This window comes from Streptomyces sp. SL06 (assembly GCF_058244745.1).
Genome location: NZ_JBSYOT010000002.1, coordinates 5,349,038 through 5,373,120 on the forward strand (window position 1 = coordinate 5,349,038; position 24,083 = coordinate 5,373,120).

Sequence of the window (24,083 nt, forward strand, 5' to 3'; positions counted from 1 at the left end):
GCAGGCTCACTGGGAGCCGCGGAACTCCGGTCCCTCCACGACGATTCCGGCGACCAGCGCGCCCGACATGCCCACGTGCGGGAGCCCTCCGCCGGGGTGCGACCAGCCGCCCACCGTGAACAGCCCGCCCGTGCGCGTGGTGTTCGCCGGGTGCAGCAGCCGTCCGCCGGCACCCGCCAGCGCCGGCACCGCGACCGCGCCGCCCGGCACACCGGTGGCCGCCGCGACATCGGCCGGGGTGCGCACCTCGTGCCACAGGAGCCGGTCGCGCAGACCGGGCAGCGCCCGCTCGGCGGCCGTGAGCAGAGGCTCGGCGCATTCCCCGGCGTCCGCCCCGTCGCCCGCGGGCACCACCGAGGTCAGGGTGACCGCCTCGTGGTCCGCGTCCGGCACCAGCGCCGGGTCGTCGGGCCGCAGCACGGTGACGGTCGGACGCGCGGGCACCCGGGGCGCCGGTCCGAACAGGGCGTCCAACTCGGCCTCACGGTCCGGCGCGTGCACCACCGTCCGGTGCGCCGTGCCCCCGGGACGGCCGCCCCGCAGCGCCAGCAGCACCGTCAGCCGGCTCGCCCCGCCGCGGCGCGGCGCCACCTCGCCCCCGCCCCGCGGCGGCGCACCACCGCAGAGGCGGTCCAGCACGTCCGGCGCCACCCCGGCGACCACGAACTCGGCCTCATCCAGGGCCCCTTCGGCCGACTCCACGCCCGCCACCCGGCCGTCCTTCTCGACGATCCCCGTGACCTCGGCCCCGAAGCGGAACTCGACCCGGCGGGCCAGACACCGCTCGTACACCGCCCGCGCCAGCGCGCGCAGGCCGCCACCGCGCACGTACCACATGCCGAAGGCGTACTCCATGTACGGCAGCACGGCGGTGTTCGCCGGGGCGGTGCGGGGATCGAGGCCGTACGCGAGCGCGTGGCTCTCCAGAAGGGCGGCGAGCCGCGCGTCCCGCAGCTCCCAGGCACCGACCTCGGCGAGCGTGCCGGCCCGGCGGGTGCGCAGCAGCCGCCTGTGCGGGACCGCCGGGTAGGGCTCGCGCTCGGCCAGCACCTCCCAGTTCGGCCACAGCGGCTCCTCCAGGAGCGGGCGGCGCGTGCGGTCCCAGGTCTCCCGGGCCCGCACCAGGAAGTCGCCCCAGCGCTGCCCGGCGGCCGGGCCGAGCGCCGCGTCCAGGGAGGCGACCACACCCGCCCGCGAGGCGTTCGGCAGCGCGACCTCCGTGCCGTCCGCGAACACGTGCCGTGACGAGGGGTCGACCTGGACCAGGTCGACACAGGACTCCAGCGGCTCCCTGCCGGTCTTGACGAACAGATCGCGCCAGACCGCGGGCAGGGGCAGCAGACCGGGCCCGGTGTCGAAGGAGAACCCGTCCCGCTCGAAGCGGCCGAGCGCCCCGCCGTACGTCTCCGTCCGCTCGTACACCACCACCCGGTGGCCCGCGACGGCCAGCCGGGCCGCCGCCGCCATCGCGCCCATCCCGGCGCCGATCACCGCAATCCGTGCCATGCCAGGGACCCTATCCGCCGCCGGCGGGCCGTCCGGTCCCAGGGGCGCCGGCCCCCGCACCTGCGGGAACGGGCCCCGGCGGGGTCCGCCTGAGTACCGTGACGGGCGCGTGCGTGACCGGTCGGCGGCGGCTCGCGGTGGGCCGGGGTGCGCAGGGCTGAGTACGCGTACCTAGCCCAGGAGATGAGTACGCGCGCGGATGGGCCCCGACCTGCGGGAACGAGAGAGTGGAGACACGGAGAGGGGCCCGGTTGCGGGGCCGGCGACACGGGGCGCCGGAACGGAGCCGGGTCCGCGATCCGCTCCTTCCGCCGGCCACGGTCGGCGGGAGCGAGGACGGGGGAACCCGGGGGAACGACCGGCCACGGGGGTTCCGACGGGGGGACGTACGGGGGAGCAGGAGAAGGCGCCGGTCCGACGGCGGCCCGCGGGGGACGCGGCCACCACGGACCGGCGTTCTTCGTGCGGCCTGCGCCCAGGGGGCTACTGGGGCTGAGCGGCGGCCGGGACTCGGCGGCGGCCGGGGTCCAGGGGCGGCCGGGGTTCAGGGGCGGCCGGACACCCGCCCCTGGAGCAGCCGCGACAGCGCGGCGTGCACGTCGTCGAGGGAGCGCTCCGGCTGGAACGACTTCCAGTCCAGCGCCGCCACCAGGACCATGCCGACCAGCGCGGCGGCGGTCAGCGGCACGTCGATCTCCTCGCTGAACTCACCGTCGGCCATGCCCTCGCGCAGCACGTCCTCCACCACCGCCACGGCCTGCCTGCGGACCACCAGCAGCGTGGACTGCCAGGCCCGGTTGGTGCGCCACAGCTCGGCCACGTACAGCTGGGTGAAGGCCGGGTAGCGGTCGATGAAGACCAGCCCGGCGCGGATCATCGCGTCCAGGGCGTCGACCCGGCCGCGGCCCTGCCGCGCCGTCCGCTGCGCGGCCTCCCGCAACGAGGCGGTGAGGAGCCCGACACCGTGCCGCAGCAGCTCCTCGAAGAGGACGGACTTGCTGGCGAAGTTGTAGTAGACCGTGCCCTTCGCGACCCCGGCCCGCTCGGCGATCTCGTCCACGGTGGTGGCGGAGAAGCCCTGCTCGGCGATGAGCGTGACGGCCGCCTCGTAGAGCTTTTGCCGGGTGGCCTCACGACGGCTGCCGCCCTGCGAGGCGATGCTGCTGCTTTCCATGGTCCCGATTGTCACAGCACCCCGCGCGCCCGGACGACCGCAGACGCCGCGCCCGCCTTCGAACCGAACGCCCGCTCGAAGTGAAAGCCCAGGTCGGAACGGATTGTCAGTGCCATACCTCACGATGGGCACATACGGCACCTCCTGCCAGGGCGTGCCGTCACGCAGACGACAGGAGGATCGTCATGGCCCACTCGTCCGCAGCCGCCGCCCGGCGGCGCCGCGCGGCCGGCCCTGCACCCTCACTGACCGGCCCGGCGAGCGACGTGCACCCCGTGCTCCGCCGGACAACCGCCCCGCCCGCCGCCCTCGACCTGCTCGCCCAGGCCCGAGCCGGACTGGAGGAGGCCGCCCTCCTCGAGACACCGAACGAGCGCTATGCAACGGCCCATCTCGCCGCCCTGCGCACCGCCGCCGCGGTGCTCGCCGCGCGAGGCCGCCCGGAGGCCACCCCGCGGGCCCGCGCCCGCATCCGCAGCGCCTGGGAGGTGCTCCCCGAGATCGCGCCCGAGCTGTCCGACTGGAGCGCGCTGTTCGCCTCCGGCGCCCGGCGCCGGGCGCGCGCCGAGGCGGGCATCCGGGGCGCGGCGGGCCGCCGGGACGCCGACGACCTGATACGCGACGTGGCGATGTTCCTGCGCCTGGTGGAGCGGATGCTGGTGCTCCAGCCCGTCCTGCCCCAGCCCCGCCCCGACCCGGACCTCCCGGCGCCGGAAGACCCCGGCGCCGGCCACCCCCGGACCGGCCAGGCCGACCGACCCGCACCCGCACCCGCCGGGCGGCGACCGCACGGGCACGGGGTGACCGGCGGGGGCGCCGGAGGCCATAGGGTGGGAGGCGCCTGAAGCCTCCCCCTTCCCGCCGTGGACGGGGGCGGCAGCCCGTTCGCTCCGCCCGTGCCAGGGGCGGTGCCGCGCCGAGGAGTCAACTGCCGTGTCGGACCCGATGCGCCCGCCCGTGTCCCAGCCCCGCCCGCACACGGCGTCACCGCGCTCCGAGACCTCCCGTTCCCGCGCCGCCCTGCGTACCGCCGTGGTCTGGGACGTGCTCCAGGACGCCCTGGACCGCCGCGTCAAGGCCACGGGCCGCGAGGCGCTGGACGTCCTCGACACCGGCGGCGGCAGCGGCAACTTCGCGGTGCCCGTGGCCCGCCTCGGGCACCGCGTCACCGTCGTCGACCCCAGCCCCGACGCCCTGTTCGCGCTGGAGCGCCGCGCCGCCGAGGCCGCTGTCGCCGACCGGGTACGTGGCGTCCAGGGGGATGTCCGCGGCCTCTTCGACGTGGTCGAGCGCGGCGGCCACGACGTGGTGCTGTGCCACGGCGTCCTGGAGTATGTGGACGACCCCGCGGAGGGCGTGCGCAATGTGGTGGCCGCGCTGCGCGCCGAGGGCGTCCTCAGCCTGCTCGCCGCGGGCCTCGGCGGCGCCGTGCTCGCGCGCGCCCTCGCCGGTCACTTCACGGAGGCCCGGCAGGCCCTCGACGACCCGGACGGCCGCTGGGGCGCGGGTGACCCCGTGCCGCGCCGGTTCACCGCCGAACAGCTCACCTCACTGGTCGAGGCCGCGGGGCTCCGGATCAACGCCGTGCACGGCGTACGGGTCTTCGCCGATCTGGTCCCCGGCGTGCTGGTGGACACCGAGCCCGGTGCCATGGAGGCCCTGCTGAAACTGGAGGCCGCGGCGGCCGAACTCGCCGCGTTCCGCTCCGTGGCCACACAACTTCACGTGCTCGGTGAGACGCGAGGGGCCGACGAGGCCTGAGTCGCCCGGTGATGTACGGCGCTGATCAGGGGCGCGACTGCAGATGGAGTACGCCACAGGCCCCCCGAACGAGGGCCGCTCGCCGTATGATCGAGGGAGACCGCCCGGCATGACGGGTCGGCCGCTGGGGAATGGGAACTTCAGCGAGCCGGCACGGCCATGACGGAGTCCGGTTGGCCAATTGGCGCAGAGGGGCGGGTTTCACGGGGGCGATTCCCTGCCTATCCTGAAGGGACCCCCCCCGGGTCGCCCCGGCGACTGCACGATGAGGAGGACTCCGTGCCGCTCTCGGAGCACGAGCAGCGCATGCTCGAGCAGATGGAGCGAGCGCTGTACGCCGAAGATCCCAAGTTCGCGACAGCGCTCGAGGGAAGCGGGCTGCGTACGTACACCCGGCGACGGGTCTACCAGGCGGTCGCGGGCTTCCTTGTAGGTATTGCGCTCCTCATGGCCGGTATGGTCGCCCAGCAGGTGTGGCTCAGTGTGGTGGGCTTCCTCGTCATGCTGGGCTGCGCGGTGCTCGCCGTGACCGGCTGGCGCAAGGCCCCCAAACCCGGCGAGCAGCCCGCCGCCGGGGCCACCGGACCACAGGCGGGCCGTCAGGGACGGCAGAAGCGCTCCATGATGGACCGCATCGACGAACGCTGGCAGCGCCGCAGGGACGAGCGGGGCGGCCAGTAGCACCCGCACGGCCGCTCACGAGGACATGCGCGTGAGGGGGTGACCACCACCGGGTGGTGGTCACCCCCTCACGCGTACCTCTGTGCGGTCGAGCGCTGTCGGCCACGTCGAGTCGTTCTCGGCCAAGGCCGGGGTGGGGTCCGGACCCGGGCCCCACCCCGACCGGCTCAGCCCTGCTGCCCCGATGTCTTCCGCCACGTCGGCCGGGCCGCCGCGGCCCGCCGCTTCAGGGCCGTCCAGCGGGCCGAGACCGCCCAGACCACCCGAATGGCCGAACGCGGGGCGAACAGTGCGCGCAGCCGTGTGCCGCGGCCGGCCGTGGCCCGCAGACCGGCACTCGCCCGCCGGACATCCTCCGTGAGCCCTGCCGCCAGGCGCGGGCGGGGCGCGTAGAGCACCTGCTCCACGGCGCCCGCCACCCGGTGGACCGCCGCCTCGGCCGTCGGGTCGAGCCGCCCGAGCCGGACGATCCGGGCCGCCGCCCTGCGCGGGGTCTGCGACTCCTCCGGCAGGATGCCGAAGTCCCACGCCGTGTCGGTCAGCTCCCGCCAGACCGCCAGGGTGTGCGGTGCCGCGTCCGCCTCGGCGCGCCCGTGCGCCCCCAGCCGGACCGTCCGGACCCGCAGCCGCCACAGCATCGGTGCGAACAGGATCAGCAGCACCGCGAGTCCGGCCAGGGTCCAGGCCGCAGCCGTGTACCACTTCGGACCGTCGCCGCCCGTGACGGGCACGGCCTGCGCGGACTCGTCGTCGCAGGCCTCTAGCTTCTTGTCCTGCGCCGAGCAGCTCTCACTCGACGAGGGCGCCGCCGACGGGTCCGCCTCCGTGTCGTGGGACGGCAGCGCGGGGTCCGGGTCCGTGCTGCCCGGCGTGTCCGTCACGGTGTACGACGGCGTCGAGCCACGCGTCGGCGTCGGCTCGAAGCGGGTCCAGCCCACGCCCTCGAAGTACACCTCGGGCCAGGCGTGCGCGTCCCGCAGGCCCACCGACACCGAGCCGTCCGCCTGCGGGGCGCCCGGCGCGAAGCCGACCGCGACCCTGGCCGGTATGCCCAGGGAGCGGGCCATCGCCGCCATGGCGAAGGAGAAGTGGACGCAGAAGCCCTCCTTGTCCTTCAGGAAGCGGGCTATCGCCTCCGCGCCGCTGCCCACCCTGACCTCGGTGTTGTACTCGAAACCGCCGTCGATCGCGAAGTACTCCTGGAGCTTGACCGCCTGTTCGTAGGCGTTCGCCGCGCCGGCGGTGACCTCGCGGGCGGTCTCGGAGACCACCTCGGGCAGCGAGTTCGGCAGCTGGGTGTACTCGCGCTTCAGCGCCGCCGAGGGCTGCGGCGCCGCGGCGAGCTGGTCCGCCGTCGGCTGCACGTCCAGGCTCCGCACCTCGTACGTCAGCCCGCTCGTGTTCTGGCCGTGGTCGCCGACCAGCGTCATGCCGACGGGTTCGTAGCGCCAGTTGCCCGCGACCCGCACGCCGCTGGGCGGGTACGGCATCGGCAGCCAGTCCTGGGCGTACCAGTCCGCGGCCGTGACGGTGGTCAGCGTCTCCGTGCGCTTGATGTCGGGGCCGAGACCGGCCGGGGTGGGGAAGGTGTCGTTCGGCACGGCGGTGATGTGCCGCTTGGACGGCTTCCAGGTGGTGCCGTCGAAATCGTCCAGGGAGACGATGCGCAGATACATGCTCGACAGGTTGTTCGATTCGGTCTCGACGGAGAGGACCTGCCGGTCCTCGTCGACGTTGAGACTGTCGCGCAGCGACACCAGGGGGTTCACGGCGGAGATCGTGCCGCCGCCTCCGGTCCCGGAACCGACGCCCTTCCTCGCGCCGTCCAGCAGCCCGCCGTTCATCGCGGGCAGGGCCAGCGGCACCACCAGGGCGATGCCCAGCGCGAACACGCCGATGCGCCGTCCGGTGCGGACCGGGGCGACCGCGCCGCTCGGCTCCCCGCCCTTGATGCGCGGCGCGCCGCCGAAGACCCGGCCCCACTGCGCGAGCCGGTCGCGCCCCTCGGCCAGCAGCAGCATCAGATAGCCGACCGCCGCGACCAGGAACCACAGCCAGTCGGTGCCCCCCTCGGACAGCCCGGCGGCCACCGAGTAGAGCGCGAGCAGGGGAAGGCCGGCCGGCGCGGCGCTGCGGAAGGTCACCGCGAGGGTGTCCACGAGCAGCCCGATCACCAGGACACCGCCGACCAGCATCAGCCGGATGCCGTCGGACTCCAGCGGCGCCGGGATCGCGTAGCGGGCGATGTCGTCGCCGCCCTGCCGCAGCAGTTCGGCGAAGTGCTGGAAGGACGCCGGGCCCGGGATCAGGCCGAGGAGTGCCTGCTGCCGGGCGAAGACCAGGGTCAGGAGCAGCAGCGCGGTCAGGGCCTGCGCGGCGACGGTCAGCGGCCGGGCCGGCGGCACCCGGCGCACGGCCGCGCCCACCCCGGACTGGACCGCCAGCAGGAACGCGGCTTGCAGGATCCAGTTCGCCGGCTCGACCAGCGGCAGCAAGGCGCACGCCGCCATCAGTGTGGCCGCCCACGCGCACAGCTCCAGCCGCGCCCGCCCGCTCATCGCGTCCCCTCCCCGCCGCCTGCCGTCGCGAGGCCGGTGCGCTCGTGGTCCGCCAGACGCCACAGCTCCTCCAGGGTGGCGCCCCGGGGTACGGTCACCGCGGTCCAGCCGGCCTCGCGCAGCATGCGCAGCCGTTCCTCGTTCCCTTCCAACGGGCCGGGCACGTCGGCCGGTTCCCGGGCCCAGGCCGCGCCGTCCAGGACGAACGCGAGGGCGCCGCCGCTGCGTTGCCGCATCTTGGCGGCCACCGTGGCCTGTTCCTCGTCCAGGTCGCCGAAGAACGCCACCAGCAGCCCCTCGTTCCCGCGGCGCAGCACTTCGTAGGCCCGGGACAGGTCCGTGCCGTCGGAGTGGTCGATCACGGCGAGGGTGTCCATCATCAGCCCCGCCGCGTCGGCCGTGCCCTGGCTCGCCCCCGCGAAGCCCTCGGCGCCCTCGCCCGGCACCGAGTCGCCGGTGTCCGTGAGCAGCCGCACGGAGAAGCCCCGCTCCAGCATGTGCACCAGCACGGACGCGGCGCCCGACACCGCCCACTCGAAGGCCGAGTCCGGCCCCGCGCCCTCGAAGGCCGGGCCCCGGGTGTCCAGGAGCACCGTGCAGCGGGCGCGCTGCGGCTGCTCCTCGCGGCGCACCATCAGCTCTCCGTAGCGCGCGGTGGAGCGCCAGTGCACCCGGCGCAGATCGTCGCCGTGGCGGTATCCCCGCGGGATCACGTCGTCGTCGCCCGCCAGCGCGAGCGAACGCTGCCGGCCCTCGCCGTACCCCGTCGCCTCGCCGCCCAGCCGCACCGGCGGCAGGGCCTCCACGCGCGGGATCACGGTCAGGGTGTCGTACGTCGAGAAGGACCGGGTCAGCTCGCACAGCCCGAACGGGTCGGTCAGCCGCAGTTGGAGCGGGCCAAGCGGGTAGCGGCCGCGCAGGTCGGAACGGACCCGGTAGGACACCTCGCGCCGCCCGCCCGGCTCCACCCGGTCGAGTACGAAACGGGGCCGCGGCCCGAGCACGTAGGGCACCCGGTCCTGGAGCATCAGCAGCCCCGTGGACAGCCGCGAGACGTTGTCGACGCGCAGGTGCACCCGGGCCTCGCCGCCCGCGGGCACCCGCGCGGGGGAGAGCCGGCGGCTGCCCGCGACCCGGTAGCGGGTGCGGTGGAGCACGATCGCGCAGATCAGCGGCAGCACACCCAGCAGCAGCCCGACCCGGAGCAGGTCGCTCTGCCCGAGCACGTAGGCGCAGACGGCGGCGGCGATGCCGGCGGCCAGGAAGGAGCGCCCGCGGGTGGTCAGACCGGCCAGGGCGGTGCGGATGCCGCCCTCGCCCGCGTCGTCCTGCGACCGGTCCGTCCCCCCGGCGTCCATCACAGCCTCCGCGGCGGTTGCTGACCGTACGCCGAGGTGCCGTGACCCGCCCCGAAGCCCGTCTGCTCCTGGCGGTCCGCGGGCACCGGGGTGCGTTGCAGGATCTCCTGGACGACCTGCTCGGCGGTGCGGCGGTTCAGCTGGGCCTGCGCGGTCGGCAGCAGGCGGTGGGCCAGGACGGGGACCGCGAGGGCCTGCACGTCGTCCGGCAGCGCGTAGTCCCGGCCGCTCAGGGCGGCGGACGCCTTCGCCGCGCGCAGCAGGTGCAGCGTCGCGCGCGGGGAGGCGCCGAGTCTGAGGTCCGGGTGCGTGCGGGTGGCGGCGACCAGGTCCACGGCATACCGCCGGATCGGGTCCGCCACGTGGACGTCCCGGACCGCCTCGATCAGCTTCAGGATCTCGTGCGCGTGCGCCACCGGCTGGAGGTCGTCCAGCGGATTCACCCCGCCGTGCACGTCGAGCATCTGGAACTCGGCGTCCGGACTGGGATAGCCGATGGAGACCCGGGCCATGAACCGGTCGCGCTGGGCCTCCGGCAGCGGGTAGGTGCCCTCCATCTCGACCGGGTTCTGCGTCGCCACCACCATGAAGGGGCTGGGCAGCTCGTAGGTCTGCCCGTCGATGGTGACCTGGCGCTCCTCCATCGACTCGAGCAGCGCGGACTGCGTCTTCGGCGAGGCGCGGTTGATCTCGTCGCCGATCACCACCTGCGCGAAGATCGCGCCGGGCTTGAACTCGAAGTCCCGCCGCTGCTGGTCCCAGATGGACACCCCGGTGATGTCCGAGGGCAGCAGGTCCGGCGTGAACTGGATCCGGCGCACGGAACAGTCGATGGACCGCGCCAGCGCCTTGGCCAGCATGGTCTTGCCGACTCCCGGGACGTCCTCGATCAGCAGGTGTCCCTCGGCGAGCAGCACCGTCAGCGAGAGACGTACGACCTCGGGTTTGCCCTCGATCACGCCCTCCACCGAACCGCGTACCCGCTCGACCACAGCGGTCAGATCGGCCCCCACGTCAGGCTGCGCCCGCGTGGGGTGACCCCCATGGCTCGCCCGATCGTCATAGGTCGTCACCCGGCCCTCCTCGGCCTTTCCCGCGTTTCCTGGAAGCGGGGTACCCAACTTGCCGGGCCGGTCCCGCACCGCGGACCGGCCCACCCGAATCACGGTCGCCGCGTGGAAAAAGTTCCGCGCGACGCCACTTCACGCATTCTTGCCGCCGTTACCGATTCGTGTCACTCGCCTGTGGACAACTGGCCGCGATACGTCATGCCTTACGGTCTTTGCGGTACTTCTCCGGCGGAATCCGCCGGGGTGGCCGCCCCGGTCAGGCGGGGGCGACCTCGCGCAGCAGACCCGTCTTCACATCGAAGACGAAACCGCGTACGTCCTTGGTGTGCGGCAGGAACGGCGAGGTGCGCACCCGCTCGATCGACTGCCGCACGTCCTGGTCGGCGTCCCGGAAGGACTCCACCGCCCACGCCGGACGCTGCCCGACCTCCAGCTCCAGATCGTGCCGGAAGTCCTCGGTGATGGACTCCATGCCGCAGTTGGTGTGGTGGATGAGGACCACGCTACGGGTACCGAGCGCCCGCTGGCTGATGGTCAGGGACCGGATCACGTCATCGGTGACGACTCCGCCCGCGTTGCGGATGGTGTGGCAGTCGCCGAGCTTCAGGCCGAGCGCGGCGTGCAGGTCGAGACGTGCGTCCATGCAGGCCACGACGGCGACGCGCTGCACGGGACGGGCATCCATCCCTGGGTCGGCGAACGCGGCCGCGTACTGCTCGTTCGCCTCGACGAGCCGGTCGGTGACGGTGGGGTCGCCGGCCGCGCCGGACTCGGAGCCGGCGGGGACCGATGCAGAAGTCGTCATATCCATGACGTTACTGGCCGCCCCGGTCCGCGGCCCGCTGCGAAGCGGGACAAAGAACGTCATCGGACCTTGTTGTGAGCCACCCCACAGGGCGGTCCGGACGCGCCCGTACGAGTGAAAAGCCGCGGGAGACCGGTTTGCGAACGCCGGCGTCCGCGACGCGCAGGCCGGTTGATTGACCGGGCGACAGGGTGGACTAAAGTGACGCGAAGCGGGAGGCGAGGCTCTCCCTGCTGGACTGAATTCCCCGGAGACCTGGGCGACGTCCCGCCAGATCTCCCCGCGTGCGCGGCGCGTACGTACGGCTCGGCCTCCTCCCGCTCCCGGCCGGCCGACGCTTTTGGCGCCGGCAGGCCTCCCCTTCACGAGCGAGCGGGAGGGGACCCGGCGGTGCGTGACGCCGTGCCGGACCTGAGAGGCCGCCCCACTTGAGCCAGAGTCGACACGTCCCGGTGATGCTCCAGCGGTGCCTGGACCTGCTGGCACCCGCCCTCCAGGAGCCGGGTGCCGTGGTCGTCGACTGCACGCTGGGACTCGGCGGGCACAGCGAGGCGCTGCTCGAACGCTTCCCCGCGGCCCGGCTCGTCGCCCTCGACCGGGACAAGGAGGCCCTGCGCCTGTCCGGCGAGCGGCTCGCCCCGTACGGGGAGCGCGCCACGCTCGTGCACGCCGTCTACGACGAACTGCCCGACGTGCTCGACCGGCTCGGCGTCCGGCGCGTGCGCGGCGTGCTGTTCGACCTCGGCGTCTCCTCCATGCAGCTCGACGAGGCGGACCGCGGCTTCGCCTACGCCCAGGACGCCCCGCTCGACATGCGGATGGACCAGACGACCGGCATGAGCGCGGCCGAGGTCCTCAACACCTACCCGCCCGGCGAACTCGTCCGCATTCTGCGGGCGTACGGCGAGGAGAAGCAGGCCAAGCGGATCGTGTCCGCGATCGTGCGCGAACGCGAGAAGGAGCCGTTCGGCAACAGCGCGCGGCTCGTGGAGCTGATCCGGGCGGCGCTGCCGCAGGCCGCCAAGCGCACCGGCGGCAACCCGGCCAAGCGCACCTTCCAGGCCCTGCGCATCGAGGTCAACGGCGAACTGTCCGTCCTGGAGCGGGCGGTCCCGGCCGCCGTCGAGACGCTCGCGGTCGGCGGACGGATCGCGGTGCTGTCGTACCACTCGCTGGAGGACCGGCTGGTCAAGCGGGTGTTCGCGGCCGGCGCAGCCAACACCGCGCCGCCCGGTCTGCCGGTCGTCCCCGAACGTTACGCGCCGCGGCTCAAGCTGCTCACGCGCGGTGCCGAACTTCCCACCGAGGAGGAGATCGCCGAGAACCGGCGGGCGGCACCGGCACGGCTGCGCGGCGCCGAACGCATCAGGGAGTCCACCGGGTGAAGCACGTGAGGCAGGCCAGGCACGGGTGCGGGCGGCCCACCCGGGCCGAGGGGAGGGCGAGTGGGTAGGAAACCCGAACTGAGGGGGAGGGCGGCCCGGCTCGCCCGGCTCCTCCCGCCGGGCGGCGCCCGCGGCCGGGCGGCCCGAGCCCCCTTCGTCCTCCTGGTCGTCGCCCTGCTCGGCGGCGGCCTCATCGGGCTCCTGGTGCTGAACTCCGCCCTGAGCGAGGGCTCCTTCCAGCTCGCCGACCTGAAGCAGGAGACGAAGACCCTCACCGACGAGGAGCAGGCGCTCCAGCGGGACATCGACGCCTACTCCGCGCCCCAGGCCCTCCAGCGCCGCGCCCGCGAGCTGGGCATGGTGCCCGGCGGCGACCCCGCCTTCCTCGCCCCCGACGGCACCGTCAAGGGTTCGCCCGGCCCCGCGCCCGCCGCGGCCACCCCGCTGGTCCTCGCCCCCGAGGCGCTGACCGCCGAGCCCGGCGGCGCGACCGCGGCGACGCCGTCCCCGTACACGGAGCCGTCCGAGCCGTCCGAGCCGGCCGGTGCGGCCCCCGCCCCCACCACGGAGGCCACGCCCGGCACGGCCGCCACCCCCACCACCGCGGCGACGCCCACCCCGACCCCGACTCCCGGCAGGTGACGGAAGTGTCCGACAGGGAACCGCCGCGCCGCCGCGTGCCCGGCCCCGCCAGGCCCGTCCGCCCCGGCGGACGGCGGCAGCCCGGCCCCGGCGCCCGCCCGGCCCGCCGCCCAGGCCCGCCCCGGCCGGCCGCGCCCCGCGCCGTCCGGCTGGGCAGCCCGCGCCCGCGCCTGCGCATGATCGGCCTCGCGCTGACCCTGGTGCTGTCCGCCTTCGTCGTACGGCTCCTCCAGGTGCAGGCCGTCGACGCCGGTACGTACTCCGCCAAGGCCGAGCAGAACCGCTACGTCGTCCACACCCTGCCCGCCGAGCGCGGCGGGATCACCGACCGCAACGGCGTGGCCCTCGCGACCACCGTGGACTCCTACGACATCACCGCCGACCCCACGATGTTCACCCGCAAGCAGTTGAAGGTGGACGACGGACCCGAACAGGCGGCGGCGCTCCTCGCGCCGATCCTCGGCGAGGACCAGGAGGACCTCGCCGGCCGGCTCCGCCCGAACAACAGGGAACTGCGCTACGTCCGCCTCGCCCAGCGGCAGACCCCGCAGGTCTGGAACCAGATCAAGGACCTGAAGACCACGCTCACCACGAAGGCGGAGACGGACAAGTCGGTCGTCAACGTCCTCGCGGGCGTCTTCGCCGACCCCAGCAGCAAGCGCGTGTACCCGGGCGGCGACCTCGCCGCAGGCCTCCTGGGCTGGGTCGGCGCCGACGGCAAGGGCGGCGGCGGTCTGGAACGGCAACTGGACGAGACGCTGGCCGGCGAGGACGGCAAGATCCGCTACGCGCAGTCCGGCGGCCGTCAGGTGCCCACCGCGGGTTCCACCGAGACGCCCGCCGTGTCCGGCAGCGACGTCGAGCTGACCATCGACCGCGACATCCAGTGGGCCGCGCAGAACGCCATCAGCGAGCAGGTGGAGAAGTCCAAGGCGGACGGCGGCTACGTCATCGTCCAGGACACGGCCACCGGCGAGATCCTCGCCATGGCCAACTCGCCCGGCTTCGACCCGGGCGACCTCGCCCACGCCGACTCCGCCGCGCTGGGCAACGGCGCCCTCCAGGACGCCTTCGAGCCGGGCTCCACCGCCAAGGTGCTCTCGATGGCCGCCGTACTGGAGGAGAACGCCGCCACACCGGCCACCCACATCACCGTCCCCAACCGGCTCAAGCGCGGCGACCGGCTCTTCAAGGACGACGTCGACCACCCGACCTGGTACCTCACGCTCAACGGCGTGCTCGCCAAGTCCAGCAACATCGGCACGATCATGGCCACCGGCGAGCTGGGCAAGTCGCAGCAGGAGGCCAACCGGGTCCTCTACTCCTACCTGCGCAAGTTCGGCCTCGGCGGCTACAGCGGGCTCGGCTTCCCGGGCGAGACCAAGGGCATCCTCGCGCCGCCCGACCAGTGGTCCACCTCCCAGCAGTACACGATCCCTTTCGGCCAGGGCGTCTCCGTGAACGCGCTCCAGGCGGCCTCCGTGTACTCGACCATCGCCAACGGCGGCGTCCGCGTCGAACCCACGCTGGTGCGCGGCACGAAGGGCGACGACGGACGCTTCACACCGTCCCCCGAGCCCAAGAAGACCCGCGTGGTCAGCGAGAAGACCGCGAAGACCCTCTCGCAGATGCTGGAGTCCGTCGTCGACGACGAGGAGGGCACCGGCACCAAGGCCCGCATCCCCGGCTACCGGGTGGCGGGCAAGACCGGCACGGCCAACCGGGTGGATCCGGCCACCGGCAAGTACCACGGCTACACCTCGTCGTTCGCCGGGTTCGCCCCCGCCGACAAGCCCCGCGTCACCGTCTACTGCGCCATCCAGAACGCCACCGAGGGCAGTTACTTCGGCGGCCAGATCTGCGGCCCCATCTACAAGCAGGTCATGGAGTTCGCCCTGAAGACCCTTCAGGTCCCGCCGACCGGGGCAGCCCCCGCGAGACTCCCGGTTGCCTTCAAACCCTGACCCTCACCGAGCCACCAGGAACCACCCGTGACAACGATCACCCCCGATCCCGGGAACCAGAGCGGCCCCCGCACCTCGCTTCGCCCGCAGGCGGGTGGGCCCGGTACGCTCACCGCCGTGCGACACCCCGATCACTCCCAAACCACCCAGAAGGGCCACCCCGTGACATACCCGGGACCGCCCCGGCCGGTGCGGATCTCCGCCACACCCCTCGCGGAACTCGCCGATCAGCTGGGTGTCACCGCCCCGGACAACACCGCCGAGGTCACGGGCATCACCCATGACTCGCGCGCCGTCCGCCCCGGTGACCTGTACGCCGCCCTCCCCGGAGCCCGCGCCCACGGCGCCGACTTCGTCACGCAGGCGGCGGGCCTCGGCGCCACCGCCGTGCTGACCGACCCGGCCGGCGCGGAACGCGTCGCCGCCACCGGGCTGCCGGCGCTCGTCGTCGACGACCCGCGCGCGCGGATGGGCGAGCTGGCGGCCACCATCTACGGCCACCCCGGCCGCGACCTCCTCCAGATCGGCATCACCGGCACCTCCGGCAAGACCACCACCGCCTACCTCGTCGAGGGCGGCCTGCGCACGGTGAAGTCCACCGGACTCATCGGCACGGTGGAGATGCGCATCGGCGACGAGCGCATCAAGTCCGAGCGCACCACGCCCGAGGCCACCGACCTCCAGGCCCTGTTCGCGGTGATGCGCGAGCGGGGCACCGAGGCGGTCGCCATGGAGGTCTCCAGCCACGCCCTCGTGCTCGGCCGGGTCGACGCATGCGTCTTCGACATCGCGGTCTTCACCAACCTCAGCCCGGAGCACATGGAGTTCCACTCCGGCATGGAGGACTACTTCCAGGCCAAGGCGCAGCTCTTCACGCCGCGGCGCAGCAGGCTCGGCGTCGTCAACGTCGACGACGAGTACGGGCGCCGCCTCGCGGGCGAGGCCACCGTGCCGGTCGTCACCTACTCCGCCGAGGGCCACCCGGACGCCGACTGGCGCGCCGACGAGGTCGTGGTCGGCCCGCTGGACTCGACGTTCACCGTGCTCGGGCCGAAGGGCGAGCGGATCACCGCCAAGTCGCCGCTGGCCGGTCCCTTCAACGTGGCGAACAGCCTCGCCGCGATCGTCTCCCTGGCCGCCGCCGGCCTCGACCCGCAGACCGCCGCCGACGGCGTCGCGGCCGTGCCGGGCGTGCCGGGCCGCCTGGAGCGGGTGGACGAGGGGCAGCCCTATCTCGCGGTCGTCGACTACGCCCACAAGACGGACGCCGTCGAGTCGGTGCTGCGCGCCCTGCGCAAGGTGACCGAGGGCAAGGTGCACGCCGTGCTCGGCTGCGGCGGGGACCGGGACACCACCAAGCGGCAGCCGATGGGCGCCGCCGTGGCCCGGTTCGCCGACACCGCCGTACTGACCTCCGACAACCCCCGCTCCGAGGACCCGCTGGCGATCCTCGCCACCATGCTCCAGGGCGCGGCCTCGGTGCCCGCGCACGAGCGCGGCGAGGTGCAGGTCTTCGAGGACCGGGCCGCCGCCGTCGCCGCCGCCGTCGCACGGGCCGAGCCCGGCGACACCGTGCTGGTGGCCGGCAAGGGCCACGAGCAGGGCCAGGACATCGCCGGGGTCGTCCGTCCCTTCGACGACCGCCAGGTGTTGCGCGAAGCCATCCGGAAGACCCACGGCCGGAAGGCCCAGGGATGAAAATCCAGAAGACCCAGGGGATGAACTTGTGATCACCCTCTCTCTCGCCGAGATCGCAGAAGTCGTCGGCGGGCGGATGCACGACATACCGGACGCGTCCGTGCCGGTCACCGGGCCCGTGGTCCGGGACTCCCGGGAAGCGGGGCCCGGCAGCCTGTTCGTCGCCTTCGTGGGCGAGCGGGCGGACGGCCACGACTTCGCCGGCGCGGTCGTCGAGGCCGGTGCCGTGGCCGTGCTCGGCTCCCGCCCCGTCGGCGTGCCCGCGATCGTCGTGGACGACGTCCAGGCCGCCCTCGCCGCCCTCGCCCGGCACGTCGTACAGCGGCTGGGCGCCACCCTCGTGGCCCTCACCGGGTCCGCGGGCAAGACCAGCACCAAGGACCTCATCGCCCAGGTGCTGCGTCGCAAGGCGCCCACGGTGTTCACGCCGGGCTCCCTCAACAACGAGATCGGGCTGCCGCTCACCGCGCTCACCGCCACCGAGGAGACGCGGTTCCTCGTGCTGGAGATGGGCGCCCGCGGCATCGGCCACATCCGCTATCTCACCGGGCTGACCCCGCCGAAGGTCGGCCTCGTCCTCAACGTCGGCTCCGCGCACATCGGCGAGTTCGGCGGCCGGGAGCAGATCGCCCAGGCCAAGGGCGAACTCGTCGAGGCGCTGCCGCCGGCCGAGGAGGGCGGCGTCGCGGTCCTCAACGCGGACGACCCCCTCGTACGGGCCATGGCCTCCCGAACGAAGGCGAAGGTGCTCCTTTTCGGAGAGTCCGACGAAGCGGACGTGTCCGCCGAGAACGTGCGACTCACGGACAGCGGACAGCCCTCCTTCCGGCTTCACACACCCTCCGGTGCAAGCGATGTGACCATGCGCCTGTACGGTGAGCACCACGTGTCGAACGCGCTCGCCGCGGCCGCCGTCGCCCACGAGTTGGGCATGTCCGCAGACGAGATCGCCACCGCGCTCTCCGAGGCGGGCTCCCTCTCCCGCTGGCGGATGGAGGTCACCGAGCGCCCGGACGGCGTGACGGTCGTCAACGACGCCTACAACGCGAACCCCGAGTCCATGCGGGCCGCTCTGCGCGCGCTCGCGGCCATGGGCAAGGGGCGCCGTACGTGGGCGGTGCTCGGCCGGATGGCCGAGCTGGGGGACGAGGCGCTCGCCGAGCACGACGCGGTCGGGCGGCTCGCCGTCCGGCTCAACGTCAGCAAGCTCGTCGCGGTCGGGGGCAGCGAAGCCCGGTGGCTGCAACTGGGCGCATATAACGAGGGTTCGTGGGGTGAGGAGTCGGTGCACGTGTCCGACGCACAGGCGGCGGTCGACCTGTTGCGCAGCGAGTTGCGCCCGGGGGACGTTCGTGCTCGTGAAGGCGTCCCGTTCGGTGGGTCTGGAGAGTGTCGCGACGGCGCTGCTCGAGGCCGGCGCCGAGGGTGAGGTCGCCGCCCGATGATGAAGCAGATCCTGTTCGCGGGAGTCATTGGCCTCTTCCTGACGCTGGTCGGCACCCCGCTGCTGATCAAGCTGCTGGCCCGCAAGGGCTACGGCCAGTACATCCGCGACGACGGCCCGCGCGAGCACGCCAGCAAGCGCGGTACGCCGACGATGGGCGGTATCGCCTTCATCCTGGCGACGGTCGCCGCCTACTTCCTCGCCAAGGTGATCACCGGCTACTCGGACCCCGACGTTGACGCGACGCCGACCTTCTCGGGTCTGCTGGTGCTCGGCCTGATGGTGGGCATGGGCCTGGTCGGCTTCCTCGACGACTACATCAAGATCGTCAAGAGGCGTTCGCTGGGCCTGCGGGCCAAGGCGAAGATGGCCGGCCAGCTCATCGTCGGCATCGCCTTCGCGGTGCTCTCGCTGCAGTTCGCGGACAACCGGGGCAACACACCGGCGTCCACGAAGCTGTCGTTCATCACCGACTTCGGCTGGACCATCGGCCCGGTGCTGTTCGTCGTCTGGGCGCTGTTCATGATCCTCGCCATGTCCAACGGCGTGAACCTCACCGACGGCCTGGACGGTCTGGCCACCGGCGCCTCCGTCCTGGTCTTCAGCGCCTACACCTTCATCGGCGTCTGGCAGTTCCAGGAGTCCTGCGCCAACGCGCTGACCCTGACCAACCCGGGCGCCTGCTACGAGGTGCGAGATCCCCTCGACCTCGCGGTGGTCGCCTCCGCGCTGATGGGTTCCTGCCTCGGCTTCCTGTGGTGGAACACCTCGCCGGCCAAGATCTTCATGGGCGACACCGGTTCGCTCGCGCTCGGCGGTGTGCTCGCGGGTCTGGCGATCTGCTCGCGCACCGAACTGCTGATGGCCATCCTCGGCGGCCTGTTCGTCCTGATCACCATGTCGGTGGTCATCCAGGTCGGCTCCTTCCGGCTCACCGGGAAGCGGGTCTTCCGAATGGCCCCGCTCCAGCACCACTTCGAACTCAAAGGCTGGTCCGAGGTCCTTGTCGTGGTCCGTTTCTGGATCATCCAGGGCATCTGTGTGATCGTCGGACTGGGCCTCTTCTACGCGGGATGGGCAGCGGACAAGTGACCTCCTCCTCGGTGCCCTTCGCCTTCCGGGGCAAGCACGTCACCGTCGCCGGACTCGGCGTCTCCGGCGTCCCGGCCGCCAAGGTCCTGCACGGCCTCGGCGCGCGCGTGAGCGTCGTCAACGACGGCGCCGACGAGCGCGCGCGGGCGCAGGCGGCGGAACTGGAGGCGCTCGGCGTCACCGTGCGCCTGGGCGACGGGGACACGCTGCCCGAAGGCACCGAGCTGATCGTCACCGCGCCCGGCTGGAAGCCGGACAAGCCGCTGTTCACGGCGGCCCGCGAGGCCGGCGTCCCGGTCTGGGGCGATGTCGAACTGGCCTGGCGCCTGCGCGGCCTCGACGGCAGGAAGCCGGCCCCGTGGCTCGCGGTCACCGGCACCAACGGCAAGACCACCACCGTCCGGATGCTGGCCTCGATCCTCGCCGCCGCGGGCCTGCGCACCGCGGCCGTCGGCAACATCGGCGTCTCCCTGCTGGACGCGGTCACCGGCGACGAGGAGTACGACGTCCTGGCCGTGGAGCTGTCCAGCTACCAGCTCCACTGGGCGCCCTCCCCGCGCGCCCACTCGGCCGCCGTGCTCAACCTCGCCCCCGACCACCTCGACTGGCACGGCTCCATGGAGGCCTACACGGCCGACAAGGGCCGTGTCTACGAGGGCAATCGCGTCGCCTGCGTCTACAACGCGGCCGACAAGGCGACCGAGGACCTGGTCCGCGCGGCCGACGTGGAAGAGGGCTGCCGCGCGGTCGGCTTCACGCTGGGCACCCCCGGACCCTCCCAACTCGGCGTCGTGGACGGCATCCTGGTCGACCGCGCCTTCGTCGAGAACCGGCAGACGAACGCCCAGGAACTCGCCGAGGTCCGCGACGTCGACCCGCCGGCCCCGCACAACATCGCCAACGCCCTCGCCGCGGCGGCCCTCGCCCGCGCCTTCGGCGTCCCCGCCGCGGCCGTACGGGACGGGCTGCGGGCCTTCACGCCCGACGCCCACCGCATCGCGCACGTGGCCGACGTCGACGGCGTGGCGTACGTGGACGACTCCAAGGCCACCAACACCCACGCCGCCGAGGCCTCCTTGGCGGCGTACGAGTCGATCGTCTGGATCGCCGGCGGGCTGGCCAAGGGCGCGACCTTCGACGAACTGGTCGCGGGAGCGGCCGGGCGCCTGCGCGGAGCCGTCCTCATCGGCGCCGACCGCGCCCTGATCCGCGAAGCCCTGGCGCGACACGCCCCGGAAGTACCCGTGGTCGACCTCGACCGGACCGACACTGGGGCGATGCTCCAGGCCGTCCAGGAGGCGCGGCGGCTCGCCCGGCCCGGCGACACGGTGCTGCTGGCCCCGGCCTGTGCCTCCATGGACATGTTCACCAACTACAACAAGCGCGGCGACGCGTTCGCGGAGGCCGTTCGCGAACTCGGCGCCTGACCCGGCCGCCTCCTGCGCCGGGCCGACCTCGGGAGGACGCGTGGGACGGTCCATGCCGACGTACGGCGGAGGCAGCGATGCCCGGTAGTCCGCAGAGCCGTACCGGACGTCCGCCCGTGCAGCGGGCCGTCAAACGACCCGCCGCGCCGAGGCCGCCGCGCGAGAACCCCGTGCTCCGCGTGTATCTGCGGCTGCGCCGGGCCTGGGACCGGCCGCTGACCGCGTACTACCTGATCTTCGGCGGCAGTCTGCTGATCATCGTGCTCGGCCTGGTGATGGTCTACTCGGCCTCCCAGATCACCGCGCTCCAACTGTCGCTGTCCGGTTCGTACTTCTTCCGCAAGCAGGCCCTGGCCGCCCTGATCGGCGCCGGCCTCCTCGTGGCCGCCATGCGGATGCCGGTGAAGCTGCACCGGGCGCTCGCCTACCCGATCCTCGCCGGAGCCGTCTTCCTGATGATCCTGGTGCAGGTGCCGGGGATAGGAGTCGCGGTCAACGGCAACCAGAACTGGATCGCGCTGGGCGGCTCCTTCCAGATCCAGCCCAGCGAGTTCGGCAAGCTGGCCCTGGTGCTGTGGGGCGCGGACCTGCTGGCCCGCAAGCAGGACAAGAAGCTGCTGACGCAGTGGAAGCACATGCTGGTGCCGCTGGTGCCGGCGGCGTTCATGCTGCTCGGGCTGATCATGCTCGGCGGCGACATGGGTACGGCGATCATCCTCACGGCGATCCTGTTCGGCCTGCTGTGGCTGGCCGGGGCGCCCACGCGGCTGTTCGCCGGTGTGCTGTCGGTCGCCGCGCTGCTCGGCTTCATCCTCATCAAGACCAGCGAGAACCGCATGGCCCGGCTCAACTGCATCGGTGCCACCGACCCCGGTCCAGGCGACTCCTGCTGGCAGGCCGTGCACGGCATCTACGCCCTCGCCTCGGGCGGGCTGTTCGGCTCCGGGCTCGGCGCGAGTGTGGAGAAATGGGGACAACTGCCCGAAGCGCACACCGACTTCATCTTCGCCATCACCGGTGAGGAACTGGGCCTGGCGGGGACACTGTCGGTACTCGCCCTCTTCGCGGCTCTAGGCTATGCGGGTATCCGCGTGGCCGGACGCACGGAGGACCCCTTCGTGAGGTATGCCGCGGGAGGCGTGACCACCTGGATCACGGCCCAGGCCGTGATCAACATCGGTGCGGTCCTCGGGCTGCTGCCGATCGCCGGTGTTCCCCTCCCGCTGTTCTCCTACGGGGGTTCCGCCCTGCTGCCGACCATGTTCGCCATCGGTCTGCTGATCGCCTTCGCGCGTGACGAACCCGGTGCGCGGGCGGCGCTTGCGTTGCGGCAACCCCGCTTTGGTAGAAAGCGGGGAGCCGGGGGTCCCGGGTCCAAACGGAGCCCCCGGAGTTGGAACACGATGCGACGGCGCGCCTCGGCGGCGCGTTCGTCCGGAGAGCGGTGAATTTCGGTGCATGTCGTACTCGCCGGCGGAGGAACCGCGGGCCACATCGAGCCCGCGCTCGCCCTCGCGGACGCCCTGCGCAGGCAGGATCCGACCGTGGGTATCACGGCCCTGGGCACGGAACGCGGCCTCGAGACCCGCCTGGTACCCGAGCGCGGGTACGAACTGGCGCTGATCCCGGCCGTTCCGCTGCCGCGCAAGCCCACCCCCGAGCTGATCACCGTCCCGGGTCGGCTGCGGGGCACCATCAAGGCGACCGAGCAGATCCTGGAGCGCACCAAGGCGGACGCCGTGGTCGGCTTCGGCGGCTACGTGGCCCTGCCGGGCTACCTCGCGGCCAAACGGCTCGGGGTGCCGATCGTCGTCCACGAGGCCAACGCCCGCCCCGGCCTGGCCAACAAGATCGGCTCGCGCTACGCCGCCCAGGTCGCCGTCTCCACCCCGGACAGCAAGCTGCGCAACTCCCGCTACATCGGCATCCCGCTGCGCCGCGCCGTCGCCACCCTCGACCGCGCCGCCGTGCGCCCCGAGGCCCGCGCGGCCTTCGGGCTCGACCCCAACCTGCCGACGCTGCTGGTCTCCGGCGGCTCGCAGGGCGCCCGCCGCCTCAACGAGGTGGTGCAGCAGGTCGCGCCCTGGCTCCAGCAGGCCGGCATCCAGATCCTGCACGCGGTCGGCCCCAAGAACGAACTGCCGCAGGTCCATCAGATGCCGGGAATGCCCCCGTACATCCCGGTAGGTTATCTGGACCGGATGGACCTCGCGTACGCCGCCGCCGACATGATGCTCTGCCGCGCGGGCGCGATGACCGTCGCCGAACTCTCCGCCGTCGGGCTCCCGGCCGCCTACGTCCCGCTGCCCATCGGCAACGGCGAACAGCGGCTCAACGCCCAGCCGGTGGTCAAGGCCGGCGGCGGACTGCTGGTCGACGACGCGGAACTGACGCCCGAGTGGCTGCAACAGAACGTCCTGCCCGTGCTCGCCGACCCGCACCGGCTGTACGAGATGTCCCGCGCCGCCGCCGAGTTCGGCCGCCGGGACGCCGACGACCTGCTCGTCGGCATGGTGTACGAGGCGATCGCCGCCCGTGCGCACAGCTAGTCACGTATGACGGGAGGCAGGGAGCGTGGCCGGACCGACCACCGCCGAGCGCGGTGCACGCCAGCAGGAGTCGTCCGGCCCGCCCCGCGCACGGCGGTTCCGCCCGCCCCGACTCCGTACGATCATCATCCTTTCCGTCGTCCTTGTGCTCGTCGCGGGCGGCGCCGGCTGGCTGCTCTACGGCTCGAACTGGACCCGTGTGGAACGCGTCTCGGTCTCCGGAACCCGCATCCTGACCCCCGCTCAGGTGCGCGAGGCGGCCGACGTACCGGTCGGGGACCCGCTGATCTCCGTCGACACCGAGGCGGTCGAGGCGCGTCTGCGCCGGGCACTGCCCCGTATCGACGAGGTGGCCGCGGAGCGTTCCTGGCCGCACGGAATCACCCTGAAAGTGACGGAACGCACCCCGGTTCTGCTGGTCCGAAAGGGCCGGAACTTCGTGGAAGTCGACGATGAGGGCGTCCGTTTCGCCACGGTCTCGCAGGCTCCCAAAGGCGTGCCCGGACTGGAACTGGCGCCCGCCCCCTCCGGCTCCGCCGAGGCGAGCCTGCGCCGCTTCGACGAGGACCGGCTGGTGCGGGAGGCGGTGCGGGTGGCCGGCCGTCTTCCGGGCGCGGTCGCCCGGGACACACGGACCGTCAAAGTCCGTTCCTACGACGACATCTCGCTGGAGTTGAGCGGCGAGCGGACCGTGGCGTGGGGGAGCGGTGAGCAGAGTGCGCGCAAGGCGCGCGCCCTCACCGCGCTCATGAAAGCGACTCCCGATGCGCGGCACTTCGACGTGAGTGTCCCCACCGCCCCGGCGTCATCGGGGAGTTGACGGGTATATGTGCAGGCCAGCACCCTGGTTGGGCAGCGCTACGGCTGATCACATAGGGTGAAAAGAAAAACGGGAGGTTCGGCGTGTTCGTTGAACGTGCGCCACTTGTCGACTTAGTGTCCTGTTCAGAAGACTCCAAGGAACAGACA

18 protein-coding genes and 1 pseudogene are annotated in these 24,083 nt (G+C 73.0%); 13 read left to right on the top strand and 6 right to left on the bottom strand.

Translation table 11 applies throughout. The annotated features are described in order from the left end of the window. Positions 1-6: 6 nt before the first annotated feature. Together AC4IHM_RS24515 and AC4IHM_RS24520 are read right to left on the bottom strand one after the other, a co-directional pair. Positions 7-1,506, bottom strand: a complete 1,500-nt coding sequence (locus AC4IHM_RS24515) for a phytoene desaturase family protein (RefSeq protein ID WP_490869161.1) — start codon at positions 1,504-1,506, stop codon at positions 7-9. A gap of 544 nt (positions 1,507-2,050) precedes the next feature. After that, a complete protein-coding gene (locus AC4IHM_RS24520; RefSeq protein WP_490869162.1) occupies positions 2,051-2,680 on the bottom strand; it encodes a TetR/AcrR family transcriptional regulator in 630 nt (209 codons plus the stop codon). A gap of 185 nt (positions 2,681-2,865) precedes the next feature. Between AC4IHM_RS24520 and AC4IHM_RS24525 the strand changes: the two genes are divergently transcribed. The 3 genes from AC4IHM_RS24525 to AC4IHM_RS24535 all read left to right on the top strand — a co-directional run bounded on the left by AC4IHM_RS24525 (position 2,866) and on the right by AC4IHM_RS24535 (position 5,122). Continuing rightward, a complete protein-coding gene (locus AC4IHM_RS24525; RefSeq protein ID WP_490869163.1) occupies positions 2,866-3,525 on the top strand; it encodes an SAV_6107 family HEPN domain-containing protein in 660 nt (219 codons plus the stop codon). A gap of 88 nt (positions 3,526-3,613) precedes the next feature. Further along, positions 3,614-4,441, top strand: coding sequence for a methyltransferase (locus tag AC4IHM_RS24530; RefSeq protein ID WP_490869164.1), 828 nt, complete (start codon positions 3,614-3,616; stop codon positions 4,439-4,441). Positions 4,442-4,720: 279 nt separating this feature from the next. Then, the gene (locus tag AC4IHM_RS24535; RefSeq protein WP_490869165.1) at positions 4,721-5,122 is read left to right on the top strand and encodes an SCO2097 family morphological protein; all 402 of its coding nucleotides are present in this window, start codon (positions 4,721-4,723) and stop codon (positions 5,120-5,122) included. Positions 5,123-5,289: 167 nt separating this feature from the next. Here AC4IHM_RS24535 and AC4IHM_RS24540 read toward each other — a convergent pair whose 3' ends face one another. From AC4IHM_RS24540 to AC4IHM_RS24555, 4 genes are all read right to left on the bottom strand, one after another. After that, positions 5,290-7,680: a transglutaminase TgpA family protein gene (locus AC4IHM_RS24540; protein ID WP_490869166.1), complete on the bottom strand. Its 2,391-nt coding sequence runs from the start codon at positions 7,678-7,680 to the stop codon at positions 5,290-5,292. Continuing rightward, positions 7,677-9,038 (bottom strand): DUF58 domain-containing protein, encoded by a 1,362-nt coding sequence (locus tag AC4IHM_RS24545; RefSeq protein WP_490869167.1) that lies wholly within the window; start codon positions 9,036-9,038, stop codon positions 7,677-7,679. The genes AC4IHM_RS24540 and AC4IHM_RS24545 overlap by 4 nt, the downstream gene beginning before the upstream one ends. Next, entirely contained in the window at positions 9,038-10,111 is a 1,074-nt protein-coding gene (locus AC4IHM_RS24550) for an AAA family ATPase (protein WP_490869168.1), read from the bottom strand. Before AC4IHM_RS24550 ends, AC4IHM_RS24545 begins: the two co-directional genes overlap by 1 nt. 253 nt (positions 10,112-10,364) lie before the next feature. Beyond that, entirely contained in the window at positions 10,365-10,919 is a 555-nt protein-coding gene (locus tag AC4IHM_RS24555; protein WP_490869169.1) for a beta-class carbonic anhydrase, read from the bottom strand. A 422-nt stretch (positions 10,920-11,341) separates the two neighbouring features. Between AC4IHM_RS24555 and rsmH the strand changes: the two genes are divergently transcribed. The 10 genes and pseudogenes from rsmH to ftsQ all read left to right on the top strand — a co-directional run bounded on the left by rsmH (position 11,342) and on the right by ftsQ (position 23,934). Further along, positions 11,342-12,298, top strand: coding sequence for a 16S rRNA (cytosine(1402)-N(4))-methyltransferase RsmH (rsmH, locus tag AC4IHM_RS24560; RefSeq protein WP_490869170.1), 957 nt, complete (start codon positions 11,342-11,344; stop codon positions 12,296-12,298). A 60-nt stretch (positions 12,299-12,358) separates the two neighbouring features. Then, on the top strand, positions 12,359-12,940 hold the full coding sequence (ftsL, locus tag AC4IHM_RS24565; RefSeq protein WP_490869171.1) for a cell division protein FtsL: 582 nt from the start codon (positions 12,359-12,361) through the stop codon (positions 12,938-12,940). Continuing rightward, positions 12,937-14,904: a peptidoglycan D,D-transpeptidase FtsI family protein gene (locus AC4IHM_RS24570; RefSeq protein WP_490869172.1), complete on the top strand. Its 1,968-nt coding sequence runs from the start codon at positions 12,937-12,939 to the stop codon at positions 14,902-14,904. Before ftsL ends, AC4IHM_RS24570 begins: the two co-directional genes overlap by 4 nt. A gap of 162 nt (positions 14,905-15,066) precedes the next feature. Continuing rightward, complete coding sequence (locus AC4IHM_RS24575; protein WP_490869173.1) at positions 15,067-16,602, top strand: UDP-N-acetylmuramoyl-L-alanyl-D-glutamate--2,6-diaminopimelate ligase; 1,536 nt, start codon at positions 15,067-15,069, stop codon at positions 16,600-16,602. Positions 16,603-16,630: 28 nt separating this feature from the next. Then, a pseudogene (locus AC4IHM_RS24580) lies at positions 16,631-18,047 on the top strand (UDP-N-acetylmuramoyl-tripeptide--D-alanyl-D-alanine ligase). Beyond that, entirely contained in the window at positions 18,047-19,138 is a 1,092-nt protein-coding gene (mraY, locus tag AC4IHM_RS24585; protein ID WP_490870924.1) for a phospho-N-acetylmuramoyl-pentapeptide-transferase, read from the top strand. The pseudogene AC4IHM_RS24580 and the gene mraY overlap by 1 nt, the downstream one beginning before the upstream one ends. 11 nt (positions 19,139-19,149) lie before the next feature. Next, the gene (gene murD, locus AC4IHM_RS24590; protein WP_490870925.1) at positions 19,150-20,565 is read left to right on the top strand and encodes a UDP-N-acetylmuramoyl-L-alanine--D-glutamate ligase; all 1,416 of its coding nucleotides are present in this window, start codon (positions 19,150-19,152) and stop codon (positions 20,563-20,565) included. A 77-nt stretch (positions 20,566-20,642) separates the two neighbouring features. Beyond that, complete coding sequence (gene ftsW / locus AC4IHM_RS24595; RefSeq protein WP_490869174.1) at positions 20,643-22,013, top strand: putative lipid II flippase FtsW; 1,371 nt, start codon at positions 20,643-20,645, stop codon at positions 22,011-22,013. Positions 22,014-22,019: 6 nt separating this feature from the next. Beyond that, complete coding sequence (gene murG, locus AC4IHM_RS24600) at positions 22,020-23,114, top strand: undecaprenyldiphospho-muramoylpentapeptide beta-N-acetylglucosaminyltransferase (RefSeq protein ID WP_490869175.1); 1,095 nt, start codon at positions 22,020-22,022, stop codon at positions 23,112-23,114. A gap of 25 nt (positions 23,115-23,139) precedes the next feature. Beyond that, positions 23,140-23,934 carry a cell division protein FtsQ gene (gene ftsQ, locus AC4IHM_RS24605; RefSeq protein ID WP_490869176.1) on the top strand — a complete coding sequence of 265 codons (795 nt, stop codon included), beginning with the start codon at positions 23,140-23,142 and terminating at the stop codon, positions 23,932-23,934. Positions 23,935-24,083: the final 149 nt, after the last annotated feature.